Raw genomic sequence first — 17,685 nt, 5'->3', positions numbered from 1 at the left:
GCTACGGCATCCTGTGGCCGAGCAGGGCCAGGTTCTCGATGGCGGCGAGGCCGTAGAGCGCGGTGTCGTTGGTGGACACCCAGGCCGCCTCGCTGCCCGCGACCAGCGTGGCCGGCCCGCTCAGCTCCTCCGTCTTCCAGGGCGCGGACTCCTTGTAGCCGTCGGAGTTGTAGAACTTCTCCCAGGCCCGCTTGGCGAGCTTCTCGTCCCCGGTCTTGACGGCCGCGTAGGCGTCGAGCCGCGAGTGGCCCTGGAAGAGCAGCAGCGTCCCGAAGTTGGAGCCGTAGCGGGCCGCCTGCTCGGTCTTGGTGGCGTTGAAGTAGCGGCAGTAGTCGAAGTACGCCTCGTTGAAGGCGGGCATGTCGACGAGGTCGATCAGCTCGGCGCACAGTTCGTTGAGGCCGAACACGGCGGACAGGTGCGAGACCCCGACCACCGGGGTCGCGGCGACGGCGAACTTCCCGGTGTCCAGGTCGTAGAGCCCGGTGCCCTGCACGAAGCCGTTGGGCTGGGCGGCGATGGTCTCCATCGTCGACAGCACCCGCGCCTTGGCCTTCTCCCACTTGGGGCCCTTGCGCTCCCACTCGGTGAGCCAGGCGGAGACCAGTCCGCTCCAGTCCGTGCCGAAGCCGATCGACAGGGCGTGCCGGTCGGGCGTGTACGGCTCGGTGCGGATCTTGCGGATGGGGTCGAGGACGAGGAAGGTCTCGTCGGAGTCGACGTTGGCGTGCATCAGGTCGCCGACCCGCTCGTCACCGGTGAGGAAGTAGTAGTAGCGCCGGTAGGTGGTGTTGGCGATGCGCTGCTGCTTGGCGCTGTCGGCGTAGTGCTGCACGCCGTGCCGGGTGCCGAGGCCCGCCCATTCGCCCAGGTGGTAGACGTCGACCTCGCCGGTGTGGCGGGTCATCGCCTCGGCGAAGCGGAAGATGTCGGCGCGGCCGGAGCGCAGGTAGGCGAACCAGAGCCAGAGGTCGGGCGACAGTTCGGAGTTGTCCCAGGCGTAGCCGCCGATGTCGTACCGCCACTGGTGCCGGACGGTGTCGTAGGTGTGCATGATGTCGCCGTAGTCCCAGAAGCCGTACCAACGGCGCATCTCCACCTGGTCCTTGTAATAGGTGAAGAGGAAGTCGAGGTGGTCCTCGATCTTGGCCTTGGCGGGCGTGGAGCGGTCGGGCTCGGAGTACAGGCCGGGGCCGAAGACGCCGGCCTTGATGAGCTGCTTGGGCGGCGCGGCGAGCTGGGGCAGCACCCGTACGGCCTCGACCTGTTCGGCCAGGGCGGTCGGGGCGGGCGTCGACTCGTTGGCCCAGAAGAGGAACTCGGAGGTGCGGGCGATGCCGTAGGGGGTGCCGAAGCCTGGCTCGTAGTCCTCGTAGGTGATGTTGAGGCCTTCGAGCTGCTCGGGGAAGGTGTCCTGGCCCATGCCGTCGTGGTAGAAGCGCAGGTCCATGGGCTGCGCCTCGGGCGACCAGAGCCAGAGGGTGACCTCCGCCTCGTCGGTGTGGGCGTCGCGGATGTCGAGCTGGGCGGGGAACTTCTCCCAGAAGTCCCTGAGGCCGAAGGAGAATCCGCCGCTCACGCCGCCGACGTAGCCGAAGCCGTTGGCCCGCCGTCCGCCGCCCGCGCCGATCCAGCCGTGGCCCTTCTTGGTGCGCTTGCGCAGGGTGAAGCCGTCGGCGGAGAGCTGGGAGAGGGTGTAGTCGCCCCATTCGGGGATGTACTGGAGGCGGGTGGTGACGCGCTGGTCCCAGGTGGCCGGGTCGGGCAGCTCGGTGCCCTCGTACTGGGCGGCCTGCACGGCTGCCCCGGGGTCGCGGCGCAGTCCGGTGATGCCCTTGACGGCCTCGCGGAGCAGGCCGGTGCCCTCGCCGCCGATCCGGATGTGGCGGTCGTAGGACTCGTCGCGCATCGGGACGGTGAAGCGGACGCCGAGGCCGCGGATGAAGTCGCCGCTCGCCTTGCCGGGCTCCTGGGTGCCGTCGAAGGTGACGGTGTGCACCATGCGGAAGGAGTCGGCGCCGGCGTAGAAGTAGAGGCGGATCGAGAACGGCAGCCAACTGCGGTTGCCCTTGCGGTGCTTGCCGTCGATTCTGACGACCGCGCGGACCGGCCCGTCCTGCTCGACGGTGACCTCGGAGATCGCGCCCTCGAACCGCTCGGTCTTGACCGTGCCCTGGTCCTCGTCCTCGATCTCGGGCTGGCGGATCAGCACGAGCCGGCCGTTCTTGGCGATCTCGGTGGAGCCGCGGGTGACCGACTTGATGAGGGTCGCGCCGGACTTGCCGATCCGCGCGGTGATCACACCGGTCGACACGTCGACGGTGCCGCCGCTCCTGTCGACGGTGACCTTCTTCTCGGGGGCGGCGGGCGTGCCCGCGGCGAGGGTGAGCTTGCCGGTGCCCGAGCTGACCGCGTGCGCGGTCCACTTCAGCGAACCGTCGGGCCAGTACGCGAGCGGCCAGGTCTGTACGGGGACGGCCTTGCCGTCGGCGTCCGTCAGCGCGAACGTCTGGTCCTCCTGGAAGGCGCCCTTCGGCCAGGGCACGCCGACGGTCGAGCCGGGGGCGGCACCGAGGGCGCCGTCCTCCAGCCAGTCCAGGGTCACGGGGTCGTCGTCGGCGGCCGCTGCTCCGGGTGCCGCCTGCGCCGTACTGGCGCCCAGGGCCCAGCTGAACTGCGCGGCGGCTCCGGCGAGGGCGGCCGCTTTCAGGAGGGACCTGCGAGGGAGGGGGGACATGACCGTTCCTTCCGTGCGAGTGGATAGACAGGTGCATGACAGAGAGAGGTGCGGCGCCGCCGAGGACGCCCACCCGGTGTGCGGGACACCGCCGCTCAGCGGTGCCGGTACCGCGCCTCCACGGCGACGGCCGCGGCCGCGACGGCTCCCAGCACGGGAACCGCCAGCGGCGCGATGAACGCGGCGGACAGGGCCACGACGGCCAGTCCGGCGGTGATCAGAAAGGATCCGGCGGGATCGAGCACGGTGCGCCGGCCGACCTCGGCGAGCAGGGCCCGCCAGGAGTCGCCCGGCGCCCAGACCGCCGCCGCCCGGAGCAGGGCCACGACCAGCCCGATCAGCGCGAAGAGTCCGACGGCCCCGACGACCGGGCCGCCGGGCAGCCCGTTGCGCGCGGCCTGGACGTCCACCCAGACCGCCGCGGCCGCAGCCCAGCCCGCCAGCCCCACGGCCCAGCCGCGGCGCGCGGCCGACCGGAAGTCCGAGACGAACTCCCGCCAGCCGCCCGCCTCGTGGGACGTGCGCCGCCGCAGATGCCGGGAGCCTGCCGCGAATGCGGCGGGGTAGGTGACCAGGCCGAGGCACGCCACGGCGATCCAGACCCCGGTCAGCAGGCACTCGGCGAAGACCGCGAAGCGCTCGCCGAACACGGACTCCTTGCGCTGCTTCGTACGTGCCCCGGCCATGCTCACCCCTTCAGTCCGGACGTCGCCATGCCGTCGATCAGATAGCGCTGGAAGGCCATGAAGAAGGCGATGACCGGCACCAGCGCCACCAGCGACATGGCGATCATGCTGCCGTAGTTGGAGATGCCCTCCTGGTCGCGGAACATCATCAGCCCCAGCGAGACGGTGTACTTGTCCGGGGTGTTGAGGTAGATCAACGGCCCCATGAAGTCGTTCCACGCGTTGATGAAGGTGAAGATGGCGCTGGTGATGATCGCGGGCCGGCACAGCGGCAGCACGATCGACCAGTACGTCCTCAGGTGCCCGCAGCCGTCGAGCTTGGCGGCCTCGTCCAGTTCGCGCGGCAGCCCGCGCATGAACTGCACCATCAGGAAGACGAAGAACGCCTCGGTGGCCAGGAACTTGCCCGCGACCAGCGGCACCAGGGTGTCGACCAGCTCCAGGTTGCGGAAGAGCACGTACTGCGGGATGAGCAGGACGTGGTACGGCAGCAGCAGGGTGCCGATCATCAGCGTGAAGAGCAGGTTCCGCCCGGCGAAACCGATCTTGGCGAAGGCGTACGCGGTCAGCGAGCTGGAGACCACGACACCGACCACCGCGAGGACCGCGTACATCAGCGAGTTCATGAAGAAGGTGCTGATGGAGATCCCGGAGATGCCGTCGGCGAGCCCGGAGAAGTTCTCCCAGACCGGCTTCGCCGGCAGCAGGTCCAGGCTGGCGATGATGTCCTTGCTCGGCTTGAACGAGGCACCGATCACCCAGATCACGGGGTACAGGACGACCGCGAGGACTGCCAGCGCGCCGACGTGCCAGGCGATCGAACCGGTGCGCCTGCGCGGACTCGCACCCCGCAGGACTTCGTTGGTGGCGCTGCTCACTTGGCGGCCTCCTCGTAGTGCACCCACTTCTTCTGCGACCAGAACAGGACCGCCGTGACCAGCCCCACCGCGACCACCAGGGTCCAGGCCATCGCGGAGGCGAAGCCCATCTGGGCCTCCTTGAAGCCCTTCTGGTAGAGGTAACAGGTGTAGACGAGCGTGGCGTCGGCGGGCCCGCACCGGGTGTCGGAGACGACGTAGGCGGAGCCGAACACCTGGAAGGCGTGGATGGACTCCAGGAGCACGTTGAAGAACAGCACCGGGGAGATCATCGGGAGCGTGATGTTCCAGAACCGGCGAAGCGGACCTGCCCCGTCCACCTCGGCGGCCTCGTACAGCTCACGCGGGACCTGCTTGAGTCCGGCCAGGAAGATGACCATCGGGGCGCCGAACTGCCAGATGCTCAGCGCCACCAGCGCGTAGATGACGTAGTCGGGGTTGCCGATCCAGCCGCCCACGTCCATGCCGAAGATCTTCTGCGTCCGGTCCACGACCGCGTCGTCCGAGAACAGCGCACGCCACACGAAGCCCACGGAGACACTGGCCCCGATGAGCGAGGGCATGTAGAACGCGGCCCGGTACAGGCCCTGTCCGCGCCGCGACTGCGCGAGCAGCAGCGCCACACCCAGCGCGAGCAGCAGCTTCAGCGGGGTGGCCACGACGACGTACTTGAGCGTGACCTCCACCGACTTCTGCCAGCGCGGGTCCTGGAACATCGTCGTGAAGTTGTCCAGACCCACCCACTGGGGTGGGGTGAACAGGTTGTAGCTGGTGAACGCGTAGTAGAGCGACGCGATCATCGGTCCCGCCGTGAGCAGCAGGAACCCCGCGATCCACGGCGACATGAAGAGGTAGCCGGCGAGGTTCTCGCGGCGCCGCCCGCGCCGCCCGGCGGCGGGGGCGGCGGGCCGCTTCCCGGCCGAGCGCGCGGGCGCTTCCTTGACGAGCGTCATGGTGGTACGTCCCCTCAGCCCGCGAACGCGGCCTTGGCCTCGCTGAACAGCGCCTTGGCGGCGTCGGCCGGCTTGGTCTTGCCCTGGGAGACCTCACCGCCCAGCCGCAGGAACGCCGCCTCGATGACATCGGCGCCGGACGGGTGCGGGGTGATCTTCCCGAGCACACCGGCGTCGGCGACCTGCTCCTCGTACGCCTTGACGCCCTTGTTGTTGTCGTCGGTCGGCGTGAACGCCTCGTACTGCTCGCTGGTGGCGAGGATGCCGCGGTCGTAGCCCATGATCTTGCCGACCTCGGGGTCGTGCACCATGAAGTCGATGAACTGGGCGACCTCCTTGGGGTGCTTGGTCCCGGAGAAGGCGCTGAGCATCAGCGAACCGAGGTACTGGCCGGTGTTCTTGCCGTCCGTGGTGGGGATCGGCGCGAGCCCGTAGTCCGACTCGCCCTCGCCCTCGTAGCGGATGGAGAAGTTGTCCCAGGTGAACTCGGAGGCGGCGAGCCCCGCGGAGAGACCGGACTTGGGGGCGACCTGCTCGATCTTCTTGGGGTCGGCGACGAGTCCGGACCGGACGCGCTTGTAGCCGTCCTCCCACCACTGCGTCAGATCGTCCTCGGTGAAGCCGAGATCGGAGTCGGTGAAGAACGCCTTGCCGTTCTGACGCAGGTACAGGTCGTAGAGGTACATGATGCCGAAGTAGCCGGTGTCACCGGAGATCTTCAGCTTGTCCTGGATCGTCTGGAGGGCGTCGAAGTACTCGTCCCAGGTCCAGCCGAACTTCGCCTCGACGCCCGCCTTTTCGAAGGCCTTCAGGTCGATGACGAGCGCCATGGTGTTGGCGCCGACGGGTATGCCGAGCTGCTTGCCGTCGACCTGACCGTTCGCCAGAACTCCGTTGCGGAAGTTCTCCAGGCTCAGATTCCCCGCGTCCGCCTGCGCCTTGAGGTCCATCAGAACCCCGCGCTTGTCGTACTTGCGCAGGAAACCCACGGCATTCTGGAAAACGTCCGGGGGATTTCCGCCGGAGGCCTGCGTCTGGAACTTCTCCCAGAACGCGGCGTAGTCGGTGAATTCCGGCTTGATCTTGATCTTCGGGTACTTCTTCTCGAAGAGCGCGATCGACTTCTTGATGGCGATGGTCCGCGGCTCGCCGCCCCACCAGGCGTAACGGATGGTGACCGTCCCGTCGGCGGAGCCACTGTCGCCCCCGCACCCGGTCGTCGCGGCCAGCCCGAGCGTGGCCGCCGAAGCCCCGGCCACCTTCAGGATCGTACGCCTCTCAACATTCCTGCTGGTTCCCATCATCGGGCCCTCCCCGCGGCTTCATCGCCGGTTGCATGAATCGTTTCAAGTAAGCGCTTGCTGGCACAAGTTACGGAGGGGCTCGGGGTGCGTCAATGATTCGGACAGGATTTTCTTGCGGACCGGCTCGACGGGCCTCGCGCACGACGGAGCTGCGGACCCTGCGGAATCCTGCATATCCGCAGGTGAGAGACGCTCATCCGACCAGTCGAACAGGATTCGGAGCACTGGACACGCCACTGCCCAGGCCGAAAATCGTCTGACGAAATCCGCCCGCGCAACACAGGCCGACGCCGGGCCGCACGTGCGGCCCGGAGCCCGGTGCGCGGCACGCGACGCGAGCGCCCGGCCCCGCCGACCCGCTACCGGCCCTCGCCGTGACCTCGTCCCGCACCCCATCCCGCACCTCCTCCGCACCCGGTCGTCCCGCTCGCGCCACCGGCCACCGGCCGCCGGTCGCCGGTCGCCGGTCGCCGGTCGCCGGTCGCCGCCAGTCGGCCTGTCCGCCTGTCCCTCTGCCCACCCGTCCGCCCATCCGTGCGTCCGGACATGACGACGGCCCGTCTGCCTGATGCAGACGGGCCGTCATCCCGGGTGGGCGATACTGGGTTCGAACCAGTGACCTCTTCGGTGTGAACGAAGCGCTCTCCCACTGAGCTAATCGCCCGGGCGCAGGAAGAACATTACCCCATGTCAGGGGGTGCCTGTGACCAGCGACGACGTCCGCCGGGCGGCAGTCGCACCCCCTGCGCGGATCACTGGTTCTCGATCTTCCAGGGCATGACGATGCCGAACTTCCAGAGGTAGATGCCGACCAGCACGCCCACGATCACGAGCCCGATCGACGTCAGGATGATGTTGCGGCGGCGCACCTTCGGATCGAGGGCCCGCTGGGCGGCCTCGGTGACCTTGCGCTTGGTCCAGCGCAGCACCAGTTGGGCCCAGACGAACTCGGTCGCCCAGATCGCCATGCCGCCGAAGATCACCACCCAGCCGGGTCCCGGCAGCGGCAGCATGATGATGCCGGCCACCACGACCGCCAGGCCGATGACGAAGACGCCGACCTGCCAGCTGATGTGCAGCAGACGGCGCGCCTTGACGAATTCCGGCGCCCTGGAGCCGAGCCCCTGCTCGGTCTGCGCATCGTTCACGTCGGCCTCGTTCACCACCGCCATGACCACCTCGCCAGGCTCACTACTCCCCGTGTTCATACGGCCAAACCCTACCGGAGAGAAACCGGTCACCGAAATGGTCGTACCCGGCGAACGGGGAGTCGGCCGGAAGAGTTACGTAAAGGCACGCAAAACACTCAGAGGGGTTTACAACGGCACCGTAGGTGGCATGTCGATTTCGCCGACGTGCGAATCCCCGAGCGCACACTGAGCGAAAGGCCCTGGCGCTTATGAACACCACGGTCAGCTGCGAGCTGCACCTGCGCCTCGTTGTGTCGAGCGAGTCATCCCTGCCTGTCCCCGCAGGCCTGCGGTACGACACGGCCGATCCCTATGCCGTGCACGCCACCTTCCACACCGGAGCCGAGGAGACCGTCGAGTGGGTGTTCGCCCGCGACCTCCTCGCGGAGGGCCTGCATCGGCCCACCGGTACCGGAGACGTCCGTGTCTGGCCGTCGCGCAGCCACGGTCAGGGCGTCGTCTGCATCGCGCTGAGCTCCCCGGAGGGCGAGGCGCTGCTGGAGGCCCCAGCGCGGGCCCTGGAGTCCTTCCTGAAGCGAACGGACGCCGCCGTGCCGCCCGGCACGGAGCACCGGCACTTCGACCTCGATCAGGAGCTCTCACACATCCTGGCGGAAAGCTGAGCCGGGGCACCACGAAGCCGCCCGGCGCCGTCGACTCGGGGTGACGGCTCGGGCCCAGGTCAAACAATTGCATACGGTATGCAGCGACGCCGTCACCGTGAGTCAGTCACGGGGCGGCGTCGCTGTGCGTGCACCCTGCCCGTGCCGCCCCTCCCCCGTGCCACTCGGTTGCCCCCGGCTACCACATGTCCCGCGCCGCCGACCCCGTTCCGGCGGAGCCACTACCATCGGCGAGCATCGGCGGGCGCCCGCGCCCGCCCCTCAGGCCAGGGAGCGAGATGTGCTGATCACCCACGACACCCGGTGCGCCCTCGAAGCGGTCGTGGATCTGGTGAACACCGCACCGGAGGAGGACACGGCGGAGGACGCCCTGCCGGATGTCGCGGCCCTCGCCGATTTCGTGCGCAGGAACGACATCAGCGACGTGGGTGTGCTCGCGGAGCCGGACCTCGCCGCGGTGCGCGAGGTCCGGGGCAAGTTCGCCCGGATCTTCGCCGCTCCGGACGCGCGCGGCGCCTCCGGCCTCATCAACGAGCTGGTCGCCGCGGCCGGGACCACCCCGCGGCTCACCGATCACGACGGCTACGACTGGCATGTGCACTACTTCGCGCCGGGCGCCTCCGTGGCGGACCACCTGGCGGCCGACTGCGGCATGGCGCTGGCGTTCTTCGTCGTCGCCGGCGAACAGGAGCGGCTGCGGCGCTGCGAGGCCCCCGACTGCCGTCGTGCCTTCGTCGACCTCTCCCGCAATCGTTCGCGGCGCTACTGCGACAGCAGGACCTGCGGAAACCGGCTCCATGTGGCCGCCTACCGGGCGCGGCGCAAGGAAGCGGCGGGCTGAGCGGACCGCCCGGTGCGTCGTCGCGGGCCCCGGCGGGTGGCGCCGGGGACCGCGGGTACGGCTCAGAGCAGCAGCAGGTCGTGCAGCGCAGCCATGAGCAGCAGACACCCGATCACCGCAAGGAAGATCATCAGCGGTGGCTGGGAAAGGGCGAAGAGGCATCCACGCGGCTCATCCTGCGGCGGCGCGGTCTCGCTCTGTGTCGTGTCCAGCATCTCGCGGGCGATGATGACGCAGAGAACCGGTCCGGCGCGATCAACACGCCCGGAAGAAGCGGGAGTTCGCCTTAATCCGCGATGTCCGGTTCGAGTCCTGACCGATTAGGTACGGGCCCCGACCCACTGTGTCGTTTCACCCGGCATGCGGGGGTCATATGCCGTGCTTCTTGAGGATCGCCTCGATGTCGCTGAAGTCGTCCTGTGCCGCCGTCGGCTTGGCCGCGGGGCGGGAGGCGGAGTTGGAGTCCAGGGAGGGCGCCGAGGCCGCCGGGGCCACCGCGTCCGTCCGGCCGGACCGGGCGGCCCTGCGCTCCTTGCGGGTGCCGAGACCGCGGCGGCGCTCCACGGCACGGGTGCTCGCGAACAGCAGCCAGGCGGCACCGAGCACACCGAAGCCGGCCCACGCCGTCGGGCTGAACGCGGTGTCGGCCAGCCACTCGACCACGCCGGTCATCACCAGTCCGAGCGGCACGAGCGCGTACGCGGCGATCCGGGCGGCGGACAGATAACGCTTGCGGTACGCCGTGACCGCCGCGATGCCCAGGCCGGCCGCGGCGACGGCGGAACAGACGGTCTCGGCAATCATCCGGTCCTCCAGACGGGCTTCGGTCGGGCGGGAGCGCCCTCGCTCCCTTCCATCCTGCACCTGCCGGACCCCGCCGGGCCATGTTCCCGACGGACATCAGGGACATCTCCGGGTCGGCTCCTCCCAAGGTGCCGGTGCCCGAGCGCCTCCCCGGCGGGCCGGGGAGGCCGGGGCTGGGAGACTGGGCGCATGAGTGACTCCGCCCCCATCCGTCCCGCCGCCCCCGTCCTCGACGTGTGGTGCGAACTCCAGTGCCCGGACTGCCGCAGCGCCCTCGACGACGTGCGTGCCCTGCGCGCCCGCTACGGGGACCGGCTGGAGATCAGGCTGCGGCACTTCCCGCTGGAGAAGCACAAGCACGCCTTCGCCGCCGCGCAGGCCGCCGAGGAGGCCGTGGAGCAGGGGCAGGGCTGGCCCTACGTGGAGGCCGTCCTGGACCGGGTGGAGGAGCTGGACCGTAGGGGCGAACCCTTCCTGGTCGAGGTGGCCGGGGAACTCGGACTGGACGCGGAGGAATTCGACACCGCGCTGATCGACGGCCGGCACATCCTGATCGTCGACGCCGACCAGGCCGAGGGCAAGGCGATCGGGGTGAGCGGCACCCCGACCTATGTGATCGACGGGGAGCGGCTCGACGGCGGCAAGAGCCAGGAGGGGCTGCGGGAGCGGATCGAGGGGATCGTGGACCGGCTGCTCGCCGGGTCCGGTCAGGGCTGAGTTCAGAGCAGGTTCTTGTACATGGAGTAGCCCACCGGCACATAGCCCAGGGAGACGTAGAGCCGCTCGGCCGGAATGTTGTCGGCGAAGACGTTGAGGCCGATGGTCCGCTTCCCGGCGGCCACCGCCCCGGCCTCCGCGAGCAGCATCAGCGAGCGGCCGTGGCCCCGGCCGCGGAAGCTCTCGTCGGCCTCGACGTCGAAGACGAACGCCTTCTCCCCGGCCAGCGAGAGCCACAGGGTGCCGACCGCGGTGCCCTCGTGCTCCAGGACGCTGATCAGGACCTCCTCCGTGGCCAGGCCCCGCGGCAGCAGCACGGCCATATCGCTCAGCGCCTTGGCCCACGCCTGGTCCTCGGGGACCCCGCGGTCGATCCAGCTCTGCGCGTAGTGCGCGTTGCCCCGCTCCGCCCAGGGCCCGAACTCGGCCTCGGTCATGGGCCGGGCGCGGCTGCCCTCGGGCAGCCGGGGGGCGGTGGCGGGCAACTGCTTCTCCATGCCGCGGTTGCGGTGGAGGTAGCCGAGCGCGGTGGCGAGCCGCAGCGCGGGCCCGGCGTCGCCCGGCACCCTGATCTCGACGCGGGTGCAGCCCCAGCCGCGGGCCACCTCCTCGGCGGCCAGCGCGGCGACGGTGCCGCGGCCGCGCCCGCGGTCCGGCTCCTCGATCCGCAGGCCGTCTATCCGTGCCACGGCCGGCCCGAACTGAGGGTCCGTGGCCACGTGCACGGCTCCGACGGGCCGGCTGTTGACGCACACCTTGAAGTGGCGGGACAGCGCCCCGTCGGCATCTCGCTGGAGCGGCTCGGTCGGCCGCAGGGTCGTGGTCATCACGGGTGTTCTACCCGCGCCGGGGGCCCGAGTCAGCCCCTTTTCCGCGGCTCACGGATCTTGGTCGTCGCCGGACCGCTCGTCGAAGGTCCGCATCGCCTTGGCGGTGACCGGCCCCGGGGCGCCGGGCAGTTCGCGTCCGTCGACCCGGTGCACGGCCTGTACGTCCCGCAGCGTGGAGGTCAGGAACACCTCGTCGGCCCGCTGGAGCACGTCCAGCGGCAGCTCGGTCTCCTTCGCGCCCGTCCACTCCACGACCAGCTCGCGGGTGATCCCGGCCAGGCATCCGGAGGCGACCGGCGGGGTGTGGATCTCGCCGTCCAGGACGACGAACACGTTCGACCCGGTGCCCTCGCAGAGCTGTCCGACGGTGTTGGCGAACAGCGCCTCGGAGCCGCCGTGTTGGTGGGCGCGGGCGAGGGCGACGACGTTCTCCGCGTACGAGGTCGTCTTCAGGCCGGTGAGGGCGCCGCGTTCGTTGCGGGTCCAGGGGACCGTGATCACGGCGGTGGAGTCGGGGCGGCGGGACGTCTCGCCGAGGGCCACGACGAGCGTCGGGCCGTGCTCGCCGCGGTCGGAGCCGAGCGGGCCGTGGCCGCCGGTGTAGGTGATCCGCAGCCGGCCGAGCGGCATCGGGTTGGCGGCCAGGACGGCGGCGCAGGCCCGGCGCACCTCGTCGTGGTCGGGGTCCGGCAGACCGAGTCCGCGCGCCGAGCGGGTCAGCCGGTCCAGGTGCCGGGTGAGCGCGAACAACTCGCCGTCGGTCGCCTTGACCGTCTCGAAGATGCCGTCGCCCACGGTCAGTCCGTGGTCGAAGACGGATACGCGGGCGGACTCGCTGTCCTGGAGCCCGCCGTCGAGCCAGATCTTCACGTGCTTGGTCCCTCTCCGCTCACCTCTGACGTGCCTGACGCTACCGCGAGCAGCCGGGCCGCCTTCAGCTCGGTCTCCCGCCACTCCCCCTCGGGGTCCGAACCCCAGGTGATGCCGGCGCCGGTGCCGAACCGCAGCACGCCTCGGGCGCGGTCGATCCAGAAGGTACGGATGCCGACGGCCAGCTCGGCGGTGCCCCGGTCGGCGTCGACCCAGCCGATGCCGCCGCAGTACGGGCCGCGGGGCTCTGTCTCCAGCGCGTCGATGATCCGCAGCGCGCTGGACTTGGGGGCTCCGGTGACCGAGCCGGGCGGGAAGGCGGCCCCGAGCAGTTCGGCCCAGCCGGCGTCCGGGCTCAGCTCGCCGCGGACGGTGGAGACGAGGTGGACCAGGCCCGGGTGCTTCTCCACGGCGCACAGGTCGGGCACCGAGACCGAGCCGGCCGCGCAGACCCGGCCGATGTCGTTGCGGACCAGGTCCACGATCATCACGTTCTCGGCGTAGTCCTTCTCCAGCAGATCGGCCTCGGTGCGCCCGGTGCCCTTGATGGGCCCGGACTCCACGGTCCGGCCGTCGCGGCGCAGGAACAGCTCCGGGGAGGCGGTGGCGATCTCCACCCCGTGCCCGGGGAGCCGAATCGTTCCGGCATACGGCGCAGGGTTGCCGCGGGCGAGCAGCGCGGTGAGCGCGTCCACGTCGGCGTCGGGGCCGACCGGCGCGGAGAGCACGCGGCAGAGGTTCGCCTGGTAGACCTCGCCGGCCGCGATGTGCTCGCGGATGCGGCGCACGCCCTCCGTGTACGCGGCCCGGTCCAGGGAGGACGTCCAGTCGCCGACCGCCGGCCCCCGCCAGGCGCCGGGCACCGGGGCGGGCACGGGTGAGGTCCGTACGTCCCGGAAGCGGGCGCAGATCAGCCGGCCCTCGAAGTCCGCGGTGACGGCCCAGAAGCCGCTGGAGTCCAGGGCGGCGGGATCGCCGGTGACGTCGAGGAGACCGGTGGCGAGACGGTCGCCGAACCGGGCCAGAGGAGGGAGGTCGTGCACGTGACCGAGTCTATGGGGGTGTACCCGGGGTGGTCCGGGCATGTCGTCCCGGGGGTCCTGAGCAGGTCCCTCAGCAGGTGGGAAGGGGGAGCGGTGCAGCACGCTGCGCAAACGCGTTTTTGTGCTGGCCCCGGAATCCGCTAGAGTTCAACACGTCGCCGGGACGCGCAAGCCGACCGAAACGACAAGCGGACGTAGCTCAGTTGGTAGAGCGCAACCTTGCCAAGGTTGAGGTCGCGAGTTCGAGCCTCGTCGTCCGCTCGATGGAACAGGGGATCTTCCCGAACCCCTACACTCCTGGTGGAGTGGCCGAGAGGCGAGGCAACGGCCTGCAAAGCCGTCTACACGGGTTCAAATCCCGTCTCCACCTCCAAGGACGATTAGCTCAGCGGGAGAGCGCTTCCCTGACACGGAAGAGGTCACTGGTTCAATCCCAGTATCGTCCACTGGATCCCCGGATCCCCCGCGCGATTAGCTCAGCGGGAGAGCGCTTCCCTGACACGGAAGAGGTCACTGGTTCAATCCCAGTATCGCGCACGCAGTAGTCGTGATCATCGGTCACGGCCCCGAGGACGATTAGCTCAGCGGGAGAGCGCTTCCCTGACACGGAAGAGGTCACTGGTTCAATCCCAGTATCGTCCACACTTCGACGAAGCCCCGGCCGCATCCCTGCGGCCGGGGCTTCGTCGTGCCGGGCTCCGCGGGGCGGGCCCGGCCGGATCGGCTCGGGATCAGCTGGAGAAGAGCATGTGGCCGAAGCTCTTGTGACGCTTGTGGCCGTAGTGCCCGCCGTGGTGCGGGGCGCCCCAGGCGGGGGCCACCGGGGCGGCCGGGGGAACCGGGGCCGCCGGGTACGCCTGCGGGGCGGGAGGTGCCGGAGGTGCGGGCTGCGACCACTGGGACTCCAGACGGGTCAGTGCCTCCAGCTCGCCGTAGTCGAGGAATATCCCCCGGCAGCCGCTGCACTGCTCGATCTGAACGCCGTTGCGGTTGTAGGTGTGCATCGTGGCGCGGCACTTTGGACACTGCATCGTCGGCTCAACTCCTCGCCGGTAGGTCCTGCTTCGGGTGTCGCCAGGACAGACTCTGTCCGGCTGCGGTCGGTTGCACCCTACTTGGCGGTTTCGCGCGTCAACTCGGCCGGGACGGACGCCATTCGGACGCAGGCGTCGATCAAGGACATTTCGACCTCGTCCAGGGTGCGGTCGGCCCGGACGGCCTTGGCGACGGCGGTGGCGGCGGTCTGCACGGTGAGGGCGCGGGCCGGGACGTCCAGGGTGGCCCAGGGGTCGCCGTGCGCGCCGACGGCCGGTCCGCCCGCCGCGCGGTACGCGGCGAGGAAGCGGTCCCACTCCTCGGGCGACAGGAGGCCGCAGGCGAACCAGGCGGCGGGACGGGCGAGGTCCCAGGCCGGGACTCCGGTGCCGAGGTCGTCGACGTCGATCAGACGCCAGGGGCCGTGCGGGGCCGGATGGCGCACCAGTTGGCCGAGGTGGAAGTCGCCGTGACACAGCGCCGGGGCGCCGCCGGGTGCCGGGGTCTCGGCGCGGGCCCAGGCGGGGAGTGTGCGCCAGGCGCGGAGGACGGGGCCTGCGGCCCGGCAGGGGTGGCCCGCGAGGGCGGACCTGAGGCGGTCCACGGCGCGGGCGGCCTTCTCGGGGCCGCGCATCGTGGGTGTGCCCGGCAGGGGAGGCCGGCGGTGCAGCCGCGCGAGGAGGGTGCCCGCGGCCTCCCAGGGGGCGCTGTCCGGGTCCTGCGGATCCACGGGCGTGCCGTACGGCCAGCAGGTGACCGGGCGGTCACCGAGCGAGGTCGGGGAGCCGGGAAGCGGTGGCAGCAGGACCTCGGGGAGCCGGGCGGCCGTTTCGAGGCGCACGGCCAGCGCGGCGGAGCCGGCGTCCGGGGCGTGCGCCTTGGCGACCGCGGCGCCGTGCCGGACCACGGTGCCGTCCGCGCGGTCGGCGAGCGTGCGGGTCTCCGCGCAGGGGCAGTCCGGGTCCTGGGCGTGGGCGGCCGCGGCGGCGGCGCGGGCCAGGTCCGGCACGAGCGGGTTCGGTGTCACGGGGCTCCCTGCGGGGTGGGTCTGGGGTGAGGGTACGCAGGGGTGGCGAGCGGGTCGGGGGCCGCCCGTCGGCAAGGGACCGGTCCGCGACCGGACGCCCCGGTTCCGGCACGGGCAAAGAATAATGCCGGCGCAGCTCCCCAGCTGCGCCGGCATTGTTGCCGTCCGCCGCACCCCCGTCCCCACGGGGTTTCATGGGTGGATGTCCCCGCCCGGACCGCTCTTCCGGGCCTGGGGTCGCCGCTCAGCGCCCCAGCATCACTCCCACGGACGACGCCTGTGTGGCCACGGTCTCCCAGCCGTCGAAGACGAGGAGCAGCAGGGCCGCCAGGGGAAGGGCCATCAGCGTCGCCACCAGCGGGTGGCGACGGCCGTCGCGGCGGGGGCGGAGCGCCGTGCGGGTCCGCGGTGCCGGGTAGGCCATGGTCCCTCTCCTGACCGTTCGGTTGTCGTGGAGCGGCGAGTGTCTGACCTCGGGGGACGAGTGCTGCACCCGCCGCTTGACCTCAAATCTACGGGCGCGCTCCCACGCGCACGTCATGCCCTCGTACCGATTGCCGGGCCTCCCGGAGGATGAGCCGTGACCTGCGGAGTACTCCCCTGGGTGGAGACCGGGTCCTAGGTCTCGGGGTCTTCCCGGAGGGGGCGCCCGGTGTGACCCGCTTTCTCCGAGGCGTCCTCGCGCGGCACCGGCTGCTCGACCAGCGCCAGGACCCGGTTCGCCATGAATCGCGCCGTACGGACGACGGTTCCGCTTCGGGTGACTTCGCTCACTTCCACCACACCTCGGCGTACCGCGGTCTCCACCCGGCGGCCCGCTCTGCTGGCCACCATCTCGTAGGTGCGGGTCGTGTCCCCCGCGTCCACGACTATCTCCACTCGATCGCCCTTCACGGGTTCAATCCCCCTTCTGTGACGGGTGGTTGGCCTCCCGGGCAGGTCGAAGTCGGCCTGCTCGACAGGTCCCTGACCACTCCTCAATTCTCGCACCGGGCACTGACAATCCGTCCGGCCGAGAGGGCGCGGCCTCTGCGCGCGGGCGGCCGGGGAAACGTAAGCTGTGGCTCGTCACAGGACCGGGCAGCGGGGATGAACATGGCGATGATGCGCCTGAGGCGCGAGGACCCGCGCGTCGTCGGCTCGTTCAGGCTTCACAGGCGGCTCGGCGCGGGCGGGATGGGCGTGGTCTACCTGGGCTCCGACAAGAAGGGGCAGCGGGTCGCGCTGAAGGTGATCCGGCCCGATCTGGCGGAGGACCAGGAGTTCCGGTCGCGGTTCGCGCGCGAGGTCTCCGCGGCCCGGCGGATCCGGGGCGGGTGCACCGCCCGGCTGGTCGCGGCGGACCTGGACGCCGACCGGCCGTGGTTCGCCACGCAGTACGTCCCCGGGCCCTCCCTGCACGACAAGGTGGTCGACGAGGGCTCGCTGGTCGCGGCCGAGGTCGCGGCGATCGGGGCGGCGCTGTCCGAGGGGCTGGTCGCGGTCCACGAGGCCGGGGTCGTCCACCGGGACCTGAAGCCCTCCAACATCCTGCTGTCCCCGAAGGGGCCGCGGATCATCGACTTCGGCATCGCCTGGGCGACCGGGGCCTCCACCCTCACCCACGTCGGTACGGCGGTGGGCTCGCCCGGTTTCCTCGCCCCCGAGCAGGTGCGGGGCGCTGCGGTGACCCCGGCGACGGACGTGTTCTCGCTCGGGGCGACGCTGGCGTACGCCTCGATGGGCGACTCGCCCTTCGGGCACGGCAGTTCCGAGGTGATGCTGTACCGCGTGGTGCACGAGGAGCCCCAGCTGCACGGTGTGCCCGACGCGCTCGCCCCGCTGGTGCGGGCCTGTCTGGCGAAGGCTCCCGGGGAGCGGCCGACCACGCTCCAGCTGTCGCTGCGGCTCAAGGAGATCGCGGCCCGTGAGGCGCAGGGGCTCGCCGAGCTGCGGCCGCCCGCGCCGCGCGCGCCGGACACCGACCGGCCCACGGGCCGGCTCACCGAGAGCTATCCGGAGCGCACCCAGCGCCGCACACAGGGCACCCCCGGGGCGCAGGGCACGCCTCCCCCGCGCGGCACCGGCTCCTCGCCCCGCGGCCCGGTGGCCTCGCGCGGTGGCAGCGCCTCGCGCGGCGGCGGTGTCCCCTCGTCCGGGCGTTCGGG

At 70.8% G+C, this 17,685-nt stretch carries 19 protein-coding genes and 6 tRNA genes; 9 read left to right on the top strand and 16 right to left on the bottom strand.

Annotated elements, in window-relative coordinates:
- Window position 1 precedes the first annotated feature (1 nt).
- From AB0E07_RS34710 to AB0E07_RS34680, 7 genes are all read right to left on the bottom strand, one after another.
- Complete coding sequence (locus AB0E07_RS34710; RefSeq protein ID WP_362261003.1) at window positions 2–2,737, bottom strand: Tat pathway signal sequence domain protein; 2,736 nt, start codon at window positions 2,735–2,737, stop codon at window positions 2–4.
- A gap of 95 nt (window positions 2,738–2,832) precedes the next feature.
- Window positions 2,833–3,423: a hypothetical protein gene (locus AB0E07_RS34705; RefSeq protein ID WP_362261001.1), complete on the bottom strand. Its 591-nt coding sequence runs from the start codon at window positions 3,421–3,423 to the stop codon at window positions 2,833–2,835.
- A 2-nt stretch (window positions 3,424–3,425) separates the two neighbouring features.
- Window positions 3,426–4,301 carry a carbohydrate ABC transporter permease gene (locus tag AB0E07_RS34700; protein WP_362260999.1) on the bottom strand — a complete coding sequence of 292 codons (876 nt, stop codon included), beginning with the start codon at window positions 4,299–4,301 and terminating at the stop codon, window positions 3,426–3,428.
- Window positions 4,298–5,254, bottom strand: a complete 957-nt coding sequence (locus AB0E07_RS34695; RefSeq protein WP_362260997.1) for a sugar ABC transporter permease — start codon at window positions 5,252–5,254, stop codon at window positions 4,298–4,300. The genes AB0E07_RS34700 and AB0E07_RS34695 overlap by 4 nt, the downstream gene beginning before the upstream one ends.
- A gap of 14 nt (window positions 5,255–5,268) precedes the next feature.
- Window positions 5,269–6,555, bottom strand: coding sequence for an extracellular solute-binding protein (locus AB0E07_RS34690; RefSeq protein WP_362260995.1), 1,287 nt, complete (start codon window positions 6,553–6,555; stop codon window positions 5,269–5,271).
- Between the two features lie 595 nt (window positions 6,556–7,150).
- Window positions 7,151–7,222: transfer RNA gene (locus tag AB0E07_RS34685), tRNA-Val, on the bottom strand.
- A gap of 88 nt (window positions 7,223–7,310) precedes the next feature.
- Window positions 7,311–7,766, bottom strand: a complete 456-nt coding sequence (locus AB0E07_RS34680) for a TIGR02611 family protein (protein WP_362260993.1) — start codon at window positions 7,764–7,766, stop codon at window positions 7,311–7,313.
- A gap of 191 nt (window positions 7,767–7,957) precedes the next feature.
- Between AB0E07_RS34680 and AB0E07_RS34675 the strand changes: the two genes are divergently transcribed.
- Both AB0E07_RS34675 and AB0E07_RS34670 read left to right on the top strand, forming a co-directional pair.
- Complete coding sequence (locus AB0E07_RS34675) at window positions 7,958–8,371, top strand: SsgA family sporulation/cell division regulator (RefSeq protein WP_004002642.1); 414 nt, start codon at window positions 7,958–7,960, stop codon at window positions 8,369–8,371.
- Between the two features lie 280 nt (window positions 8,372–8,651).
- Window positions 8,652–9,212, top strand: a complete 561-nt coding sequence (locus AB0E07_RS34670) for a CGNR zinc finger domain-containing protein (protein WP_362260991.1) — start codon at window positions 8,652–8,654, stop codon at window positions 9,210–9,212.
- A 62-nt stretch (window positions 9,213–9,274) separates the two neighbouring features.
- Here the strand turns inward: AB0E07_RS34670 and AB0E07_RS34665 are convergent, their stop codons facing one another.
- Together AB0E07_RS34665 and AB0E07_RS34660 are read right to left on the bottom strand one after the other, a co-directional pair.
- Entirely contained in the window at window positions 9,275–9,427 is a 153-nt protein-coding gene (locus tag AB0E07_RS34665) for a hypothetical protein (protein WP_176711650.1), read from the bottom strand.
- 154 nt (window positions 9,428–9,581) lie between these two features.
- Window positions 9,582–10,016 (bottom strand): hypothetical protein, encoded by a 435-nt coding sequence (locus tag AB0E07_RS34660; protein WP_362260988.1) that lies wholly within the window; start codon window positions 10,014–10,016, stop codon window positions 9,582–9,584.
- Between the two features lie 189 nt (window positions 10,017–10,205).
- Between AB0E07_RS34660 and AB0E07_RS34655 the strand changes: the two genes are divergently transcribed.
- Complete coding sequence (locus AB0E07_RS34655) at window positions 10,206–10,733, top strand: DsbA family protein (RefSeq protein WP_362260986.1); 528 nt, start codon at window positions 10,206–10,208, stop codon at window positions 10,731–10,733.
- 2 nt (window positions 10,734–10,735) lie between these two features.
- On the opposite strand, the gene AB0E07_RS34650 is transcribed toward AB0E07_RS34655, so the two are convergent.
- The 3 genes from AB0E07_RS34650 to AB0E07_RS34640 are packed head-to-tail and all read right to left on the bottom strand — an operon-like array spanning window position 10,736 to window position 13,476.
- Complete coding sequence (locus AB0E07_RS34650; protein WP_362260984.1) at window positions 10,736–11,560, bottom strand: GNAT family N-acetyltransferase; 825 nt, start codon at window positions 11,558–11,560, stop codon at window positions 10,736–10,738.
- 51 nt (window positions 11,561–11,611) lie between these two features.
- Window positions 11,612–12,433, bottom strand: a complete 822-nt coding sequence (locus tag AB0E07_RS34645; protein ID WP_362260982.1) for an aminodeoxychorismate lyase — start codon at window positions 12,431–12,433, stop codon at window positions 11,612–11,614.
- The gene (locus AB0E07_RS34640; protein WP_362260980.1) at window positions 12,430–13,476 is read right to left on the bottom strand and encodes a chorismate-binding protein; all 1,047 of its coding nucleotides are present in this window, start codon (window positions 13,474–13,476) and stop codon (window positions 12,430–12,432) included. Before AB0E07_RS34640 ends, AB0E07_RS34645 begins: the two co-directional genes overlap by 4 nt.
- Before the next feature lie 188 nt (window positions 13,477–13,664).
- Here AB0E07_RS34640 and AB0E07_RS34635 point away from each other — a divergent pair.
- From AB0E07_RS34635 to AB0E07_RS34615, 5 genes are all read left to right on the top strand, one after another.
- Window positions 13,665–13,737 (top strand) — tRNA-Gly (locus AB0E07_RS34635).
- 38 nt (window positions 13,738–13,775) lie between these two features.
- Window positions 13,776–13,849 (top strand) — tRNA-Cys (locus tag AB0E07_RS34630).
- Between the two features lies 1 nt (window position 13,850).
- Window positions 13,851–13,922, top strand: a tRNA-Val gene (locus tag AB0E07_RS34625).
- Between the two features lie 19 nt (window positions 13,923–13,941).
- Window positions 13,942–14,013: transfer RNA gene (locus tag AB0E07_RS34620), tRNA-Val, on the top strand.
- 33 nt (window positions 14,014–14,046) lie between these two features.
- A tRNA-Val gene (locus AB0E07_RS34615) sits at window positions 14,047–14,118 on the top strand.
- An 89-nt stretch (window positions 14,119–14,207) separates the two neighbouring features.
- Here the strand turns inward: AB0E07_RS34615 and AB0E07_RS34610 are convergent.
- From AB0E07_RS34610 to AB0E07_RS34595, 4 genes are all read right to left on the bottom strand, one after another.
- Complete coding sequence (locus tag AB0E07_RS34610) at window positions 14,208–14,507, bottom strand: zf-TFIIB domain-containing protein (RefSeq protein WP_362260977.1); 300 nt, start codon at window positions 14,505–14,507, stop codon at window positions 14,208–14,210.
- 80 nt (window positions 14,508–14,587) lie between these two features.
- Window positions 14,588–15,538, bottom strand: a complete 951-nt coding sequence (locus AB0E07_RS34605; protein WP_362260975.1) for an aminoglycoside phosphotransferase family protein — start codon at window positions 15,536–15,538, stop codon at window positions 14,588–14,590.
- A gap of 244 nt (window positions 15,539–15,782) precedes the next feature.
- A complete protein-coding gene (locus AB0E07_RS34600) occupies window positions 15,783–15,962 on the bottom strand; it encodes a hypothetical protein (RefSeq protein WP_362260973.1) in 180 nt (59 codons plus the stop codon).
- 194 nt (window positions 15,963–16,156) lie between these two features.
- On the bottom strand, window positions 16,157–16,432 hold the full coding sequence (locus AB0E07_RS34595; protein ID WP_351929938.1) for a hypothetical protein: 276 nt from the start codon (window positions 16,430–16,432) through the stop codon (window positions 16,157–16,159).
- A 195-nt stretch (window positions 16,433–16,627) separates the two neighbouring features.
- Between AB0E07_RS34595 and AB0E07_RS34590 the strand changes: the two genes are divergently transcribed.
- The coding region (locus tag AB0E07_RS34590) for a serine/threonine-protein kinase (protein WP_362260971.1) at window positions 16,628–17,685 on the top strand (1,058 nt) is incomplete at its 3' end.

The organism is Streptomyces sp. NPDC048002 (genome assembly GCF_040653275.1).
Taxonomy (GTDB): Bacteria; Actinomycetota; Actinomycetes; order Streptomycetales; family Streptomycetaceae; genus Streptomyces.
The sequence above is the reverse complement of the archived record's forward strand: the minus strand, read 5'-3'. Positions and strand labels throughout refer to the sequence as shown.

What these genes read in the sequence shown, in the direction of transcription:
- AB0E07_RS34660 (WP_362260988.1), bottom strand. Translation starts at nt 10,016, where the DNA reads ATGATTGCCGAGACCGTCTGTTCCGCCGTCGCCGCGGCCGGCCTGGGC.
- AB0E07_RS34610 (WP_362260977.1), bottom strand. Translation starts at nt 14,507, where the DNA reads ATGCAGTGTCCAAAGTGCCGCGCCACGATGCACACCTACAACCGCAAC.
- AB0E07_RS34695 (WP_362260997.1), bottom strand. Translation starts at nt 5,254, where the DNA reads ATGACGCTCGTCAAGGAAGCGCCCGCGCGCTCGGCCGGGAAGCGGCCC.
- AB0E07_RS34680 (WP_362260993.1), bottom strand. Translation starts at nt 7,766, where the DNA reads ATGAACACGGGGAGTAGTGAGCCTGGCGAGGTGGTCATGGCGGTGGTG.
- AB0E07_RS34690 (WP_362260995.1), bottom strand. Translation starts at nt 6,555, where the DNA reads ATGGGAACCAGCAGGAATGTTGAGAGGCGTACGATCCTGAAGGTGGCC.
- AB0E07_RS34705 (WP_362261001.1), bottom strand. Translation starts at nt 3,423, where the DNA reads ATGGCCGGGGCACGTACGAAGCAGCGCAAGGAGTCCGTGTTCGGCGAG.
- AB0E07_RS34650 (WP_362260984.1), bottom strand. Translation starts at nt 11,560, where the DNA reads ATGACCACGACCCTGCGGCCGACCGAGCCGCTCCAGCGAGATGCCGAC.
- AB0E07_RS34600 (WP_362260973.1), bottom strand. Translation starts at nt 15,962, where the DNA reads ATGGCCTACCCGGCACCGCGGACCCGCACGGCGCTCCGCCCCCGCCGC.
- AB0E07_RS34665 (WP_176711650.1), bottom strand. Translation starts at nt 9,427, where the DNA reads ATGCTGGACACGACACAGAGCGAGACCGCGCCGCCGCAGGATGAGCCG.
- AB0E07_RS34675 (WP_004002642.1), top strand. Translation starts at nt 7,958, where the DNA reads ATGAACACCACGGTCAGCTGCGAGCTGCACCTGCGCCTCGTTGTGTCG.
- AB0E07_RS34655 (WP_362260986.1), top strand. Translation starts at nt 10,206, where the DNA reads ATGAGTGACTCCGCCCCCATCCGTCCCGCCGCCCCCGTCCTCGACGTG.
- AB0E07_RS34710 (WP_362261003.1), bottom strand. Translation starts at nt 2,737, where the DNA reads ATGTCCCCCCTCCCTCGCAGGTCCCTCCTGAAAGCGGCCGCCCTCGCC.